This window comes from Colwellia psychrerythraea, assembly GCF_000764185.1.
In the GTDB taxonomy this organism is placed as follows: domain Bacteria; phylum Pseudomonadota; class Gammaproteobacteria; order Enterobacterales; family Alteromonadaceae; genus Colwellia; species Colwellia psychrerythraea_B.
On the sequence record NZ_JQEC01000039.1, the window covers coordinates 25,933 to 42,730 of the forward strand.

The 16,798-nt window shown below is 37.7% G+C and carries 17 protein-coding genes and 2 riboswitches; of the genes, 4 read left to right on the forward strand and 13 right to left on the reverse strand.

Annotation, left to right across the window (positions count from 1 at the left end):
* Positions 1 to 133: 133 nt before the first annotated feature.
* From GAB14E_RS09950 to GAB14E_RS25560, 5 genes are all read right to left on the reverse strand, one after another.
* Positions 134 to 661, reverse strand: a complete 528-nt coding sequence (locus GAB14E_RS09950) for a chemotaxis protein CheW (RefSeq protein WP_197061208.1) — start codon at positions 659 to 661, stop codon at positions 134 to 136.
* Between the two features lie 67 nt (positions 662 to 728).
* Positions 729 to 2,960 carry a chemotaxis protein CheA gene (locus GAB14E_RS09945; RefSeq protein ID WP_033082690.1) on the reverse strand — a complete coding sequence of 744 codons (2,232 nt, stop codon included), beginning with the start codon at positions 2,958 to 2,960 and terminating at the stop codon, positions 729 to 731.
* A complete protein-coding gene (locus tag GAB14E_RS09940) occupies positions 2,957 to 3,307 on the reverse strand; it encodes an STAS domain-containing protein (protein WP_033082691.1) in 351 nt (116 codons plus the stop codon). The genes GAB14E_RS09945 and GAB14E_RS09940 overlap by 4 nt, the downstream gene beginning before the upstream one ends.
* Positions 3,308 to 3,379: 72 nt before the next feature.
* Positions 3,380 to 3,742 carry a response regulator gene (locus tag GAB14E_RS09935; protein ID WP_033082811.1) on the reverse strand — a complete coding sequence of 121 codons (363 nt, stop codon included), beginning with the start codon at positions 3,740 to 3,742 and terminating at the stop codon, positions 3,380 to 3,382.
* Positions 3,743 to 3,786: 44 nt separating this feature from the next.
* Positions 3,787 to 4,974: a methyl-accepting chemotaxis protein gene (locus tag GAB14E_RS25560; protein ID WP_052093738.1), complete on the reverse strand. Its 1,188-nt coding sequence runs from the start codon at positions 4,972 to 4,974 to the stop codon at positions 3,787 to 3,789.
* Positions 4,975 to 5,324: 350 nt separating this feature from the next.
* Here GAB14E_RS25560 and GAB14E_RS09930 point away from each other — a divergent pair, with 350 nt between their 5' ends.
* Positions 5,325 to 6,644 carry a hypothetical protein gene (locus GAB14E_RS09930; RefSeq protein WP_033082692.1) on the forward strand — a complete coding sequence of 440 codons (1,320 nt, stop codon included), beginning with the start codon at positions 5,325 to 5,327 and terminating at the stop codon, positions 6,642 to 6,644.
* 138 nt (positions 6,645 to 6,782) lie between these two features.
* Here the strand turns inward: GAB14E_RS09930 and GAB14E_RS09925 are convergent, their stop codons facing one another.
* The 5 genes from GAB14E_RS09925 to GAB14E_RS09905 form a co-directional block, all read right to left on the reverse strand.
* A complete protein-coding gene (locus tag GAB14E_RS09925; RefSeq protein WP_033082693.1) occupies positions 6,783 to 8,672 on the reverse strand; it encodes a TonB-dependent receptor domain-containing protein in 1,890 nt (629 codons plus the stop codon).
* 36 nt (positions 8,673 to 8,708) lie between these two features.
* Positions 8,709 to 8,875: riboswitch (cobalamin riboswitch) on the reverse strand.
* A 12-nt stretch (positions 8,876 to 8,887) separates the two neighbouring features.
* The gene (locus tag GAB14E_RS09920) at positions 8,888 to 9,784 is read right to left on the reverse strand and encodes a cobalamin-binding protein (RefSeq protein WP_033082694.1); all 897 of its coding nucleotides are present in this window, start codon (positions 9,782 to 9,784) and stop codon (positions 8,888 to 8,890) included.
* Between the two features lie 84 nt (positions 9,785 to 9,868).
* On the reverse strand, positions 9,869 to 10,486 hold the full coding sequence (gene cobO, locus GAB14E_RS09915; protein ID WP_033082695.1) for a cob(I)yrinic acid a,c-diamide adenosyltransferase: 618 nt from the start codon (positions 10,484 to 10,486) through the stop codon (positions 9,869 to 9,871).
* A 41-nt stretch (positions 10,487 to 10,527) separates the two neighbouring features.
* Positions 10,528 to 11,514 (reverse strand): FecCD family ABC transporter permease, encoded by a 987-nt coding sequence (locus GAB14E_RS09910; protein ID WP_033082696.1) that lies wholly within the window; start codon positions 11,512 to 11,514, stop codon positions 10,528 to 10,530.
* A complete protein-coding gene (locus GAB14E_RS09905) occupies positions 11,507 to 12,337 on the reverse strand; it encodes an ABC transporter ATP-binding protein (protein ID WP_033082697.1) in 831 nt (276 codons plus the stop codon). Before GAB14E_RS09905 ends, GAB14E_RS09910 begins: the two co-directional genes overlap by 8 nt.
* Before the next feature lie 36 nt (positions 12,338 to 12,373).
* Positions 12,374 to 12,522, reverse strand: a riboswitch (cobalamin riboswitch).
* A 266-nt stretch (positions 12,523 to 12,788) separates the two neighbouring features.
* Here GAB14E_RS09905 and bfr (GAB14E_RS09900) point away from each other — a divergent pair.
* Complete coding sequence (gene bfr, locus GAB14E_RS09900) at positions 12,789 to 13,274, forward strand: bacterioferritin (protein WP_033082698.1); 486 nt, start codon at positions 12,789 to 12,791, stop codon at positions 13,272 to 13,274.
* A gap of 11 nt (positions 13,275 to 13,285) precedes the next feature.
* Entirely contained in the window at positions 13,286 to 13,753 is a 468-nt protein-coding gene (bfr, locus tag GAB14E_RS09895; protein WP_033082699.1) for a bacterioferritin, read from the forward strand.
* A gap of 56 nt (positions 13,754 to 13,809) precedes the next feature.
* Here bfr (GAB14E_RS09895) and GAB14E_RS09890 read toward each other — a convergent pair whose 3' ends face one another.
* The 3 genes from GAB14E_RS09890 to GAB14E_RS09885 all read right to left on the reverse strand — a co-directional run bounded on the left by GAB14E_RS09890 (position 13,810) and on the right by GAB14E_RS09885 (position 16,491).
* Entirely contained in the window at positions 13,810 to 14,004 is a 195-nt protein-coding gene (locus GAB14E_RS09890) for a (2Fe-2S)-binding protein (RefSeq protein ID WP_033082700.1), read from the reverse strand.
* A gap of 152 nt (positions 14,005 to 14,156) precedes the next feature.
* Entirely contained in the window at positions 14,157 to 15,083 is a 927-nt protein-coding gene (locus tag GAB14E_RS0123090) for a hypothetical protein (protein ID WP_197061209.1), read from the reverse strand.
* A gap of 181 nt (positions 15,084 to 15,264) precedes the next feature.
* The gene (locus tag GAB14E_RS09885; RefSeq protein ID WP_033082701.1) at positions 15,265 to 16,491 is read right to left on the reverse strand and encodes a threonine/serine exporter family protein; all 1,227 of its coding nucleotides are present in this window, start codon (positions 16,489 to 16,491) and stop codon (positions 15,265 to 15,267) included.
* A 98-nt stretch (positions 16,492 to 16,589) separates the two neighbouring features.
* Here GAB14E_RS09885 and GAB14E_RS24870 point away from each other — a divergent pair, with 98 nt between their 5' ends.
* Positions 16,590 to 16,763 (forward strand): hypothetical protein, encoded by a 174-nt coding sequence (locus tag GAB14E_RS24870; protein WP_156115741.1) that lies wholly within the window; start codon positions 16,590 to 16,592, stop codon positions 16,761 to 16,763.
* Positions 16,764 to 16,798 lie beyond the last annotated feature (35 nt).

The window sequence follows — 16,798 nt, forward strand, 5'->3', positions numbered from 1 at the left end:
TGACTGCTTTCCAGCTCAATAATACCAGCGATAATGCAACCAGCAGGCCCAAAAATAGAACTTTGGCTTTTAAGCTTATTTTGTCTAACATGTTGTTGTCCTCTGCTTTCAAAATTATATTTATTTAACTGGCTTATTGCAGCTCAGCTTCAACTAAGTGGGCTAATTCTCTGGGTGATAATGTTTTTTCAGCATCTAGTAGAACAATGAATTCATCATCTTTTTTGGCGATACCTTGAATAAATTCTGCTCTTATTTTGGCCCCAAAAGCAGGGGCGTCTTCAATATTACTAGCAGATATATCGATAACTTCATTGACAGCATCTGCGAGTAAACCTAAAACACAGTGTTGTTCACTTGTGTGCAGTTCAATGACGATGACACAAGTTCTTTTATGAATAGTTATAGGTTGCCGTCCTAAGCGAACACTTAAGTCAATTACAGGAACAACTTCACCACGAAGGTTTATTACACCTGAAATAAACTGCGGCATTAACGGCACTTGCGTTATACCTGCGTATTCAATAATTTCTCTCGTTTGATGTAAGTCCATACCAAAATGCTCATTTGCAATGGTAAAGGTTAAGAACTGGCTCGATTTATCCACCATTATATTCTCCGAGTTATCATTTTCTTGCGTGTTAGTAGGCATATTTTTCATAAGTTTATTGCTTGTAATCTTTACTTATCTTTTTGGGCTCAAAGCTGAGTCTACATAGACAGCTATTTTATTGGCCATTCATACTCTCAGCTCTGGAAACTTTGCTGGCTATTTCATTGGCGATAGCTAATTCAATTAATTGTGGTACATCTAAAATAAAAGCTATTTCGCCATTGCCAAGTAAGCTGGAGCCGCCTATACCCTTAAGAGCTTTAAAGATAGGACCCAAAGGTTTTACCACCGTTTGGATTTCTCCATTAAGAGTGTCTACAGCAATGCCGGCAACATCACTACCGAATTGAACTATAACTAATTCTCTTTTAGGAGAGTGCTGTATAATATTATCGGCAAGCGTCTGTTCTCGACTCGGTGTTAGCTTGAATATCTCAGACATATTTAGATAAGGGATCATCTCACCACGTAAGTTAATACAGTGCCGACCTTTGATATCTTGGTGGTTAGCCAAATTAATACATTCAATGATTGTCGCCTGTGGAATGATAAAGTGAGTACCTTTAGCTTCTACGTGGAAACCATCAATAATAGCCAGTGTAAGTGGTAGTCTAATTTTAAATTCAGAGCCTTTACCAGCTTGTGAACTTATATCAATACTGCCTTGTAAGGCTTCTACGTTGCGTTTTACCACGTCCATACCCACCCCTCTTCCTGACAGGTTTGTCACTTCTGCAGCTGTAGAAAAACCAGGGTGGAATATAAGGTGAAAGAGTTCGTTATCGCTCAGTTTAGAATCGGTGTTTATAATACCTTTTTCGATAGCTTTTTCTCGTATGCGCTCTTTATTAATGCCATTACCATCATCACTGATGGCAATAACAATATGCCCGCCTTCATGGTAGGCAGCTAGTTTAAGTTGTCCTTTAGTGTTTTTCCCCGCAGCTTGTCGATCTTCTATTGACTCTAGGCCATGATCCATGGCATTTCTTACAATATGAGTGAGTGGGTCACCGAGTTTTTCGACCATCAAGCGATCTAGCTCAGTATCTGCACCATCAATAGTTAGTTCAACTTCCTTACCTAGCTCTTGGGCGGTATCTCTGACAAGACGTTTAAAGCGTTGAAAAGTGCCACCAATAGCTACCATTCTCAAACTTAAGGCTGCATCACGAATCTGATTAGTAAAATTTTCAAAATCATCAACCGCTTCAGTTAGCTGTGGTTTTTTTACGCCTTTAGAGAGTAATTCTATGCGTTGTTGGTTGATCACTAATTCACCAATAAGGTTAATTAGGTGATCTAAGCGGTTTGAGTCAATACGAATTTGTTTACCTTCTGATACTTGGCTTTTATTTTGTTTTTGTTTAGTTAAAGCTGCACTTACAATAGATTCTGAAACTTTATTTTGTTCGGTAAGTAGCTCACCTAATTTCGGAGTTACTGTCTGTTCACCAGTGGCGGTGATTACTGTACTTTGTGCAATTAATGCCTGCTCGAGAGAGTGTCTAGTCAGTGAGCCGCAATTCACCAAAATATCACCAAGTCTTTGGTTCTCCTCAGGTAACTTATCAATCAATAAAAGGTAATCGTCGATTTTAGCAGTAGGAGGTAAAATAGTGATGTCAGAGTCATCTTGAACAAACATAAAAGTATTTTCTATTTCTTCCAAGCTTGCATCAGACTGGAGTGCTATTTCATAAGCAAAATAAAGGCTTTCAGCATCAAAATTATCTACTTGAGGGAAGTTATCGATAATAGTTTCTATGTGTTTAATTTCTCCAAGGCTGCTGAGGAATTTGATAAAGGATAAGGGGTCCATACCATTTCTAAGGCAGTCTGTTGATAGGCGAAGCGAAATATGCCAAAGGTTTTCATTATCTCCTTCATTAGTTAGCTTATTATCAAGTTGGCTCTCTGCTGGAGTATTATTTTGTGCAACTGTTTGCTTATTCTCAGTACTTGTCCAAGGAGCTAATGCTGCAAGTAAATCACTGTCAGTTTTCTGTAGATCAGTTTGTGCGTTATATTCATCTAGGGAGACGGCAACTAAACTTTGCATATGATCGCGACACTTAAAAATAACGTCGATTAAATTTTTGTCTATGTCGATTTCATTGTCTCTAGCACGATCGAGTACGTTTTCGACTACATGAGTAAAATTAACTATATGATCTAGGCCAAAAATACCAGCTGAGCCTTTGATAGTGTGTGCGGAACGAAAAATGTCATTAAGCATTTCGTCATCACACTCACCCTCATCCATTTTCAGCAGCATATTCTCCATTGACTCTAAATGTTCTTGAGCCTCGATATAAAAAGTTTGCAATACTGCATCTAAGCTCATGACTTATCCTCTTCACTACCTGAGGTCAGTGCACTAATATCTGCAAAGTCTACAAAGTAGCGGTTAAGCTGGAATAAGTTACTGTAATCAGTGAGGGCTTCTCCTAAGCTAACCACTCGATAGCTGCTGCTTTGTTCGCTAACTATTTTCATCAACATAACGAGTAGTTGCACACCAGCAGTATCAATTTCGCTAATGTTGCCAAGCTTAAATAGTGTTTTTTCTTTTACTTTTAGCTGTTGAAAGTGTTGTTGAAAAGCTTCCATAGCACAGTAAATGGTTAATTCACCACTAATAGTTATTTCAGTGCTGTTATCCCGCTTCTGTATTACTTTTATTTCAGCCATGTTCTCTCAACCATATTTATTACTTTGTGAGCCACCTTGGCTGTAATATAAGAACGTCCTTATGCTAAGTACTTAGGTAAGCATAGTCACTGCTTGCAACATTTGCTCTGGCTTAAAGGGTTTTACCATCCAAGCTTTCGCTCCTATTGCTTTACCTTGTTGTTTCATGTCGTCAGATGCTTCAGTAGTAAGCATGATAATAGGGGTGAATTTATAAGCGGGCATTTGTTTTATCGCCTTAACCATATCTATACCGCCCATATTAGGCATATTGACATCTGAGACGATTAAATGAATTTTTTTACCATCTAATTTGCTTAAACCGTCTTTACCATCAACTGCCTCTATAACTTCATAGCCAGCGCCTTTTAGCGTAATAGATACTACTTGTCTGATACTGGCCGAATCATCAACTATTAAGATTGTTTTACTCATCATTCTTCTACCATTTATTTAAATTAGCACTGCTGAATTTACCTCTAGAAAAAGGTAATTTCATCGTTTTTATTTTCTTGAGTCTTTTTACTACCATCGTGCACAGCAACTTGTTCTAATGTGGTATAAGTCTGTTTAATGTTATTAAGCCACTTATTAATATCTACTGGTTCAATAGGCTGTCCTTGGCTAAAGTTGAACTGGCATTGTTGGTAGTTTGGGGCAAGTTTATTCATATCGTCAAACACATGACCAAGAATTTGACTCACTCTATCTTGGAATTGCAATGACACTAGGACGTCATCAATCGCTAGTTGCACTGTATTGTTTTCTTGCTCAAGTTGATTTGCACTAAGCATTATCTTCTCGCCAGCAACGCTATAATCATCAATTACTTTTTTAATTGTTTCTTCGGCATCGTTAATAATAAGCGCATCTTGTTCGGTAAATTCTTGGGTTTTGGTGAGAGTGTTTTGTAAAGTAGCATTGACTTGTTCAATCGTTTTAGTGATACGGGCGCCAGTTTCACCGGAACGAGTAGATAAAGTTCTTACCTCATCAGCCACGACAGCAAAGCCTCGTCCAGCCTCTCCAGCACGTGCTGCTTCAATGGCCGCATTGAGAGCGAGTAGATTTGTTTGTGATGCTATGCCGGCGACGTCATCGCCCATTTTTGAAAGTTCTTCGGCAATGGTCGATAAATTATTAATTTCACTTAAAATTTGATCACGACCTACCATTGCATCATGTAAAGACTGGATGATGGCATTGAGTGATTGCTCAGACTGACTAATGATGTTCGTTAGACCATTCTCACCACTCATATCGCCAGAAGTTTCTTGTGATGTTTTAATTGCCTCGGCTAATTGATCTTTAATTTGCGAGAAATTTGTTGCTAATTGATTAATATTATCATCGCCTTGCCCCCTTGCTAAAGCGGTTTGCCCAGCCCAAACCTCAATTATTTGATGTGCTAAATCTAGGTATTGCTCTACGTGAACAGTGTCTTGGTTTTGAATAGAAGATGATTTCTCTATCTGTATGAATTTTTTCTGATATTCCGAGGAAATAGCTTTTTGGAAAAAGTAACAGGAATAACCGGCTGCAATAACAACCAAACCAAGCACAATGATTACTAGTACATTTTGCCCAGTATCAATCAAGGCGACTAAGACAGAAAGAGTAAGGATGAGAAAACTAATATTAAGTTTTTTTTGTATATCGATAAGCATTATTATTCCTACGGATCATGAAGAATTATTTCATGGAAACTTTTCCTTAAAAATAAAGCTAAAAAAGTTACGCTATAAATTAGCGTAGACAATGAAATTAAATAAAACAAGGATTGTTAGTTATAAGCTAAGTGATTGTCAAAATTAACTATTTTTATTTTTTACTTTATTTTTTAAATGCTTGTAGTTAGTAAGTAAGCCATAACAAAAGTTAGCTAATTGCCAATAAAACTGGGTATAATTCGGTTACTCGTGCTTTGCCAAAGGTATATTTATTTCAACTTGTGTGGCCAAGCAATGGTATTGATATCATTTTTGTAATTATTGAAATAACCCCTTGAGGATTTCTCTTGAATAAATTTTTAATTTCACCTTTATTGTTAACTATTTTCCTTCAGGGCTGTGGGGGTAGTTCATCAAGTAGCCCTGAAGTTCCAGTTGAACCAGTTGAGTACAACTTTTCTTTAACCTCACAATTAACCAATGACTGTGGTATCCCTAGTGCTTTCACTGAAGTTGAATTATTACTTCAAGATAATACTTGGCAAACACTGAAAGTTTACCAACCCGATGAAAATGGTGTTATTAGCTTTGTTACAGAAAATGAGTTTATTAACTACACCTTGGTAGCTAAAAATCAGCAGGGCAGTAAAGCTCAAGGCTTGAATATAGAGAGCTTTTATCAAGCCAGTAGTGCAACACCATCGCATTATCAAGCGCAGTTTGATGACAGAGTCGATAATGATTCTTGTCAATGTGTCACTAAAAACCTTGAGCTGTCACATCGATCCTTTGAAACACAAAGCTCGGTAACAAGTTCTTTAGAGTTCACTAGCTCCAGTATAATAGATAAAGGCACTACTTTGTTTGAGGGCGTTAAGGTATGCGGTACCTTAGACGGTGCTTGGCCTTTCAGTTCATTTTCTATCCTAGGTACAGATAGTAATGATAAAGAAATTGGTGCGGCTGGCTTTACTGATGATTTTAATGTCAATGATGATGTCTGGAGATTATCCGTGTTCGACGTTGCAAATACCTTCCAATTAAATCAACCATACCAAGATACTAGTAATAGTCAGTTAATTAAAGGCGTTAAGCACTTTCTTACACAAGCTACTAAAGACGAACAAAGCTTACTTATTTTTGATACCCACAATTATGTTAGTGAAGCTTATTATCAGTCTCAAGCCAGTGTTACTTTTCCTCTAAATGATGGTCTTTATAAAAGCGCTATTAGTAAAAATATCCACCAAGTAATCTCAACCAATGCGAGTGACTCTTTGATATTACTGGCTGGTCAGTATGAGCCCGCTTTTGATTACCCTGATTTTGATGAGATTAAGCCTGACTATAGATACGACTATAGCGCTGTTACTGGTTATCCTATGGCAATTATTAATTTTACTTTTACTGATTTAACCATGCCGGCAAAATGGACCTTTTATGGCCCTGAAAAAGGATTGTTAGCGATAAGTGCACCATTAAAGGGGTATGAAGATATTATTAAGATTGATTCTGAACCAAAGACCATAGATGTGCACTTAATTAAAAGTAAATTGACCAATAATTACCAAGATTATATTAAACATTACCAAGGTGATAGTGCTTTGAATTTGACGGATGATTTTGTTAAAGATATAACTGCAGCTGAACTTGCCCTTAAACTTTAATTAGTTTCATTTTAATTAGCTCAGTGTTAATTAACTTATTCTAAATGATGAAAAAGCCTGCGATTGCAGGCTTTTTCATTACTAAATTGTGACTGTAATTATAAAGCTTAATCAGTATTTAGCTTACTCACTTTAGTATTAAAATTTATAGTCTAAAGTAAGGCTATATCCACGTTCTGCCCCAGGATATTCACTTGCAGTTTGATAACCTTTATCGGTAACGTTCGTTACTTTCGCGAATAAGCTGACTCTATTATTTAGACGGTAATTAACGCCTAAATCCAGTAAAGTATAAGCTTTTAGCGTTTTCTCTTCAGCGCCAGCGTTATCGTAGCTACTGCCTTGATAATTTACATCAAAAGTAAAGTCTAACTGTTCAAGGTTATAGATAAAGTTATAGTTAGCTGAAAAATTTGGACGTCTAGCTAATTGTTTCCCTGTTGTTTTATCTTCTGCGTCAACATGGCTAAATGTTAACCTGTTGCTGGTATCAGCTATATCTGCAGAAATAGTTGCTTCAGCACCTAATATTTCTGCTTGGGCAATATTATCCGGCTGCCAAGGGCTATATGGATCAGAGCTATCAACGGGTGCCCATTCGATTAAGTTATCAATATTAGTTTGGTAGACTGATACTTCGACAGAGAATATATCATTTTGATAACGCGTTAAAAACTCAGAGCTATCAGCAGTTTCTGAAATTAAGTCAAGGTTACCAGAGAAAGGGTAATATAAGTCATTAAAGCTAGGAGCTTTGAATGCAGTTCCGTGGCTTAGTGAGAAAAGCAACTGATCACTCACTTGATAACCTGTCGCTAATTGGTAGGTAGTTTCGCCATTTATGTCACCTACTTTATCGTAACGTACAGAGGCTTCAAGTTTAATCTGCTCAATGTTATGACGACCAGTGACAAATAAGGCGTTAGCATCGCGTTTTGTTTTATCATAAGCATTATTACTATCAATGCTTTCCGAATACCACTCAAAGCCTGCTGTTACTTCTGACGAGTCTGCAAAGGGTATTTGTGCTAAAGCAGTGACTTGGTCACGGGTTGTGGTGAATAAACTATTGGGATTATTAAAGCCATTTTGATCATTGTAATCACTGTAGTTATCTTCATTGCTATCTTGAGAAGTGCTTAAACCTAGTTGCAAATAAAGTTGTTCGAGCTGTAGGTGATTTCTTAATAATACATGGTAGTTTTCGTAACTGGTTTCATCACCACTGTACATGGTATTTGCATCAATTTCGGTAGTGCCTTGATCGTATTGCGTATTTAATTCAAGTGCATATTGTTTGGTAAATTGACTAGTACCTGAAAGGCCTACTGATTGGCGGTCATAGCCATCATCATCACTTTGGTCGACGGAAAACATATTGCTACCATCAGGAACAATAACATCAAAGCCATCAGATTTTTCAGCAGTAGCACTTAATGTATAACTATGTTCCTCATTACCAAATCCTAGCGCGCCATAACCTTGGTATAAGCTATTACTACCTACCTTGATTCCTGCTTGGCCTTCACCTGCATTTAAGTCCCTAGTAAAAATTTGGATAACACCACCAACAGCGTCTGAGCCCCATAATGCAGCTCTTGGTCCTCTAATTACTTCTACACGTTCTACTAATTGTACAGGAATATCTGCAATGCTTTTAACGCCAAGAGTGGCAGATCCAACACGAACACCATTGACTAGTACTAGAATATGATCTGAATTAGTACCACGAATGAATGCTGAAGATTTATGAGCAGAAGTACCTTGAGTAGTGATTGATATACCGGCTACGCGGCCAAGTAAGTCACTAACTGATAGTGGTTGAATTTGCTCGATGCTCTCACGAGTGAATACATCGACAGCAGCTAAGGTATCAAACTTATCTTGAATGCTACGGTTCGCGGTAACGACAATTGTTTCATCGGCCTTAGCTGCCTTGTCAATCATTACGGCGTTAGCTTTCTCGGCAAAAGAAAGTGATGAGTAGAATAGGCTGCTAATACTTAATGCTAATAGTGTTTTTTTCATGTTTTCCTCAGTAATAAGCACCCACCGTGCTGACAATGATAAATTAAATTTTAGGCCGGTCTCCGGACTTGAGCTAAATAAAACTGTAGCTTACACCGTTGCGGGGGCAGTATTGGTTTAACCAATTTCCCGTTTCACCCTGAGTTTTCAAATGAGATTTACTCACAAATAAACTATTGGGCACCTAAAATACTTCTAATTGGCTAGCGGTTAGGCTAGTTATTTTTTTGTTGCAAAATCGTTCTTGTTTTATCGATTGCTGCACACAAATCTTTTAATGCCGTTAAGCTGCGAATTGACATACGGTGCATGGCATCGGCATCAGGCTGAATTATTTGCTTATTGGCTACTGCTGGTATAATTGTCCAATCCTGCCAGTTAAAGCCTTCGCGCTCTTTTTGATTTATCGACAGAGGCTGAATAATAAGTTGTACTGAGGCTGGAAGTACTTGCTCAATACTAATTTGCGGGTAGGGAGTTATCACCCTTTCAAATGGATTTTTAACTTGGCAAATATTCAGGAATTGCTGTGGCCAACTGCCTTTAGCAACCGTTGTTAATGGCCTGGACCAAAGCTCATAAAAACCGGTGATTTTCGTTTTATTTTGGTAGCGCTGTTTTATTTGTGCCAACTCTTGCTCAAATTTTTTGGCTACTTGTTCACCTTGGGCGCTATGACCTGTTAGCTTAGCAAAGCTGCGAACTTCTTTGGCAATATCTTCGAATGTGTTCGGCTGAGAGTAAACAATATTAAAGCCTAATTGCTCTAATCTTGCTAGATCATCACTTGGGTTGCCGCTTTTCCAAGCGACGATTAAATCAGGTTGTAACTCTATTACTCGCTCTAGTTGTAAACGGACATAATTACCTATTCGCGGTATTTTCTTCGCCTGTTCAGGATAGTCCGCAAAGGCTGTGGTACCAATAATTTGCTCACCTGCGCCAATGTCATAAAGCATTTCTACAATATGGGGAGCAAGGGCGATGATGCTTGGTTTGCTTATGTCTTTACTTGCTTCTATCTTAGCTTCTTCATTCGATTCTTTAATAGGAATGGCATAAGCTGAACTTGAAATTAATAGTAAGGTAAAAAGCAGAGAGGTAAATTTCATTATGTTGTTTCAGTTTGATCATAAATTAAAGAGCTAGCTTAAAAAGTGCTAGCTCTGAGGTGTTTTAAAAAGGCCGAGTGATGTTTACCAATCAATACCTTTCTGCGCCTTAATGCCGCTATCAAAAGCATGCTTGATTGATTGCACTTCGCTAACCGTATCGGCAAGCTCAATAATGGCACGATGACAAGCTCGGCCAGTAATAATGACATGTTGATGCTTAGGGCGGTTGTTTAAAGTTTCAATAACCTCATCTAAATCAAGATATTTATACGACAGCATATATGTCATCTCATCAAGTAACACTAAATCAAGGTTTGGATCGCTGAGTAACTCTTTACACTTGAGCCATACCTGCTTTGCTGCGGCTATGTCCTTTTCTTTGTCTTGAGTATTCCAGGTAAATCCGGTACCCATAACACTAAATTTTACCCCCGCATTTTCAAGCAATTGTCGTTCACCACAAGCCCATGTACCTTTAATAAATTGTGCCACTGCAGCATTAAGGCCATGACCGACGGCACGGGCAACGGTGCCAAAACCAGAGGTACTCTTGCCTTTACCATTGCCTGTTATGACAATGAGTAAACCGCGCTCGTCGGTTGCACTATCAATGCGAGAATCAACTTTCTCTTTTAGCTTTTGCATTCTTTGTTTGTGCTTATCAGCAGTGTTGCTGTCAGTGATTTTTTCATCAGTCATAGGGATACCTCTACTGTGTTGATTTATTAAACATTGATTTATTAGCTAATCGCGCGAGAGCGATACATGATAAATAAGAAAAATATACTACCTAAAGCCGAGGTTATAATGCCAATGGGTATTTCGGCGTGTGGTAATGAAGAGCGGGCAATAACATCTACCCATATAAGAAATATAGCGCCAATTAGCGCACTACCAATAATTAGTTTTAGTGTCGTCACGCCAATAAGTTGTCTAACAATGTGAGGTATCATTAAGCCTACAAAGCCAATACCACCACAATAGGCAACAATAGTTGCGGTCAGCGCGGCACATATGCCTAACATAAGTAAACGTAATTTATCGACATCAACGCCTAAGCTGGCAGCACTCTCATCACCTAATAACAGTGCATCAATTTGCCTATGTAGAGCTATGACAGTGATTATTGCGACAATAAGTACACTCGAAATGACGTAAAAATTACTCATTTCTACGCGCGCTAAGCTACCCATAAGCCAAAAAATAACGCGATTAGTGGCAAAAGGTTCACCAAAATATAAAATAAATTGAGTAATCGATGCGAGCATAAATGAAACGGCAACACCGGCGAGTAATAGTTGCTCCATGCGCTGTAGAACCTTAGCGATAAATACTACAATGATGACGGAAAATAGTGCGCCTAGAAATGCTGCTAAAGGTAAGGCTATAGTGAGGTTATCGGCTAGTGAAATATTGGCGATTGTTGCCCCTAAACCAGCGCCGGAAACAATACCAAATAGATAAGGGTCAGCAAGCGGATTACGTGTAGTGTTTTGTAAAATAGCGCCAGCAATGGCCAAGCCCATCCCCGCAACGAGTGCCACTAATATTCTTGGAATACGCACTTGCCATATAATCACATTGGCTATCGGGTTTTGGCAGCTGCTCACTAAGCAGGTAATTAGCTCTGAGGAGTCGATATCCGCAGGTCCAAATGTTATTGCCGCCATAGCAGATAAAATGACTAAAACTGTTAAAGCCAACAAGGTAGTAGCAACCTTATTCATCAACTAACTCCGAATATTGATTTTGTTGTTTATCAGTATTTTTCAAGTAGAAAGATACTTGGATTGCCCCGGTCATGGCATCAATACTTTGCTGACAAGGCAAACCAAATACTTGGCTTAATTGTTTAGGTGTTAATACTTCTTCGGGACTACCATCAGAAATTAACTGACCTTGATTTAAGAGCAGTAATCGTTGGCAATACAAACTAGCTAAATTGAGATCATGAACTGTCATGATAACGGTGATATTGAGCTTGTTGACCAGTTGCAACACCTGGTGTTGATAGAATACATCTAAATGGTTAGTTGGCTCATCAAGTATTAATACTTGGCTTGCTTGCACGAGTGCCCTAGCAATTAATACCCGTTGTTGTTCGCCACCAGAGAGTTGATTAAAGTGACTTTTTAGCGCTTGCTCTAAGCCTACTTTTTTTAGCGCTAAATTGATTTGTGCTTTGTCGTGATCGCAGTCTAGTGAAAAAAGCGTTTTGTGCGGTAATAAGCCCATTTTCATTACATCTTGTACAGACAGAGCAAAGATAGTGTCATTTTTTTGCATGACTAGGGCAAAGTGTTGGGCAACTTCTTTAGCACTATACTTCGTTATGGCGCGATTTTTTAGTTGCACGCTACCTGTAACATTGGTGTTGGCGAGAATATTGTTTTGATTGGTTATACAACGTAGCAGGCTAGTTTTTCCTGCACCATTTGGCCCAATAATACCGATCACTTCACCTTTGCGTACATTGAAGTTAATGTCTTGCAAGATAGCTTTATTTGGAACCTGCCAGGTTAGCTGAGAGATATTAAGGAGTGTCGACATAAATAAACTCGTGTTTTCCCGCACGGTAAAAAATAAGTATAGTTTTTTGGGTTAGCTATCTGACTTTGAAGTAATACTTTATTTAAAAAATATCACATCATTTACAGTTGCGGGTACAGTGATGGATTCACACCATCTTCATTAACACAAAAATTCTTTAGGACGCGGATTCTATATCGATTTTTCATTATTAGCAAGTTTTAGATGTTTAGACGTCCATTTGTTGCGCGAATTACTAATTTTTGGCTGAAGTCTTACTGAATCTTAAATGAGTTTCCCATGGTAATATCAGCCATAAAGTATTAATGCAAATGCTAATAGTTTTCACTTAAAAAATAAACACTTAGTAACAGGACGTTAGTCAGTTTATTCGATAAATTCATATCTTTCTACTACGCTTTAAGGCAACGGAGTAACGGTGTTTTTTTTACTTATTATGTAGAGGTGTCAGATGAAAGGTAATACAAAAGTTATAGCGAGTCTTAATGGCTTGTTACACAATGAATTAGCAGCAATTGATCAGTATTTTACTCATTCGCGTATGTATCAAGACTGGGGCTTGGATAAACTCTATGAACAGTTAGATCATGAAATGCAAGAAGAGATCACTCATGCCGATGCCTTAATAAAGCGCATCTTGTTCCTTGAAGGTACGCCTAATTTAACTGACCGTCGAGATCTTATCATAGGTAATGATGTCCCTAGCATGCTTAAAAATGACTTAATTCTTGAGATGGAAGTGGTAGCAGCATTAAAAGCTACTATCACTTTATGTGAAAGTGAGGGGGACTTCCAAAGTAGAGAAATCTTGGAGAAATTGCTTGAAGATACCGAAGAAGATCATGTTTATTGGCTTGAGAAACAACTGGGTCTTATCGATAAAGTAGGTCTGCAAAACTATATTCAATCTCATATGGGTCAACACCTGCCAGGATAAGGGGAGTTAAAATGAAAGGTAATAAACAAGTTATTACATTGCTTAATAGTGTTTTGGCTATTGAATTAATAGCTATTAATCAATATTTTTTACATGCCCGCATGTACAAAAACTGGGGGTTGGACAAACTGAACAAAGCCGATTACAAACTTTCTATTGAGAAAATGAAGCAAGCTGATGACCTTATTGAACGGATATTGTTTTTAGAGGGCTTACCCAATTTACAAGATTTAGGCCGTTTACATATAGGTGAACATGCCGCAGAGATGTTGCAATCGAATATGGACTTAGAGTATGTCTCTCGTAAGGCTTTACAAACACTTATTGTTGAGAGTGAGAAGTTACAAGATTATATCAGTAGAGATTTAGCTGAGGACTTATTGGAAAACGTAGAAGAGCAAATCGATTGGATTGAGTCGCAACAATATATTATTGCTCATGCGGGAATAGAGAATTATTTACAGTCGATGATGGATTAGCTGTATCCGGCTGGTAATGTTGTAAAACTGTTGAAATTCATTAGCAAATTATAAGTTTAAGCAACTCTAGGTTGTGCTTCGGCAATTTGCAGTAACTTTTTATTGAGTACGCGCTTAGTACACTGACAGCATTTACCACATTGCGAGCCGACATTAAGCTCATTAGTGAGCTGCTTCATAGTTTCTGCGCCATTATCTATTGCAGCTTCTATTTGTGTATCAGTGACACCATGGCAAATACAAACGTACATACTATTCCTACGTGAAAACAACTCATAATTAATGTTGCTTATAATAACCTTAATGATAACAATTATCAATAAGATTGTTTTCTAGGTAAATTAATGAGTTAGTATGTTTGTACAAAATAAGGTATTGGCTTCGACAAAGTTTTATCAAGCAGCTAGTAAGTTTTATCGATATTACTTTTACTCTCAAGGAAGTCCTGATTAATAACGTGCCACTCTTTTACGCGATCGTTAAAAAAGCCAGACTGTAAAAATGCCTTGGATATAGCTCCGCGCTGCCTAAGTAGTCTTAAGCCTTTTTGCAAAGCGATGTAAGTCTCTTTGCCACGGGGATGTTTTTTGGAAATAACAAAATGTCTACTGTCATTTAATGCTACTTTTATACCGTTAATTGCAATAATTCTATATCCATCCCCTTGATAACTAAAAGGGTAGCTTTCAGTGAAAGGGGCTAACATAACATCAACCCATTGCATGCTCACTAGCTTGGCCATTGATAGCCACTCTTCATCGTGAATCAAGGTTTTAATATTTAGCTGCGTTAAGGTTTTCCAGTCAACATACCAATTTTTATTTGAAACAACAGAAAGGCTTTGTAAGTCTATTAAGGATTTTGTCTCCAGAGCCATTTTGTTATCTAGTGCAGTATACAAGCCAGCCCAATATTCACCTTTTCTTATAATTGCGTCAGAAATGTATACTTCTTCACTAAAGGAACTGATTTGAGAGAGCCACATAGAGTCAAAATTAATCAGTAATAAACCTGACTGAAGTAGTTTGATATTCCTTGCATCGTAATTTCCTACGGTAAAAGAAAATTCTAATTTTGAACCGCCTAAGGCTAGCGCTTGTTGAATTAATATAAACTCAACAACATCTCTTGGTAAATTAGGCCCTGAAAAGTCCTTAATATCTAACACTTCGTGTTCCGCTATTTTCTTCTGTGCAAGTTGGTAAATATCAGTTTCTATAGTTATAGGTATTTTTGCTCGCTGCTCTGCGGCTATAGGCGTAATAATCAAGCTTAATAAAAGCAATAAATAACGAGGCATAAAATAAGTAAGTGAAGGACATTTTGCCATAAGTATAGTTGTAGTTTGAATCTTGATACGTACTAAGGTTGATGATAAAAAAGAGCTTAATTTGCCAAGTTTAACATCACTTTTAAGTGATATGTGATATTCGGCTAGCTTAATCAAAGGCTAAAACAATACTCATAGAAAGTGAGTTAGATTTGCTCAGTTAATGGTATGAACACTCCTCTTATAAGGTTTTTCCATGAGGTAAAACGGCATTTGAGAAAATAATTCCGGCAACTAGAGACATGAATATTAAAAATGTTTGTGAGCCTAAATCTGGAACATTTAACATATTCTCTCCTGACACTGCACTATTTAAACCAATATATACTTTAGAGCCGGGAACGAGTACAACTAAGCCAAGTAGTCTTACAATACTTGAGGGTAGGTTCATAATCCGAGAAAATAAATTACTATATAAACCCAGTGCAAAAGCGCCAACAAACGCACCTAAAGCGACGCCTAAATATTCACTTGCCCAAATGCTGACACCAAAAGCGATATAACCCGAAATCATCCCCCATGGCGCATCTTTTAACCTTACTTTAAACAGTATAACTAAACTTGCAGAAAGAGTAGTTACTGCAAGCCATGAGGTCCATACCGGCATAGTTTCAGGAGGTAGGAATACAGCTGTGCCCCAAGTTAAACTACCTAATGCCATACCTAGTACTGCACCAAAGTAAAGTTTAAATAGCACCATAATACTGTCCATGATACGCGCCGTCCCTGACATTAAATGTCGAGCAGCAAGCTCAGATAAACCTACAGTTAGTGACAAGCCTGGAATAAAAACAATAATGCTAGATAGAATAACCATAGGGATATTGATACTAGGATCAAATATTGATATTGCTGAGGCTAATAGTGATGCTACGAGTGCTGAAATTGGCTCTAATAAATCGGACATACGTCGAGATTTTTCTGCCCACAAAACAAAAAGAAAAGTCACCCATCCTAAAATTGTCGACCAAAACACATCGTGCCAACTAGTATGCATTAACATGGCAAAAGCACCACTTGATGCGCCAAAAGCTAAGAAGGATAAAAATATTCCGTAAGGTGCAGGTTTGTTTTTTACTTCAGCTAAACGATCAATTGCTTCGTCTAGTGTGCGTTGACCATTTATTAATTCATCAACAAGCTCATCAATACGTGCTAAAGAGCCAAGATCAATATCACCAGGACTAACACGCACTAAATGATTATATTGCTGATCATCTTCGTCATCAGATAAGATAAAAGTTAACGCGGTGGGCGTTATAATAAATGAAGCGCGAATGTCGAGAAATTTAGCAATGGATAGTAGGTTGTCTTCAAGGCGATAAGCGGTAGAGCCCAACTTATGTAGAGCTTTGCCTAATTTGATGATAAAACGACGTTTTTGGTAAAAATTATCGGATTGCTGCATTGCGATATAAAATGGTAAGTTGCACTACTAGCTATGGTAATCGATTTTGCTAAAACTGGGTATAAAAAACTACTTAAAAAATAAATAAAGAGAAAAATATGACGTTAATAATTATTTTGGCTTGTGTGTTTTTAGCTGTGTTCTTGATGGTTACTTTGGGAGAGAGGTTTGGTAAACCCATGACAGATGAGCAACAGGGAAAGTACAGTAAAGTTATTCGCATATTGGTGTTCGTTGCAATAGTTGGCGCCATTATCAAAACAATGCTTTAAATGGCGTCAAACGGCTTTATTGCCTGTTAATCATC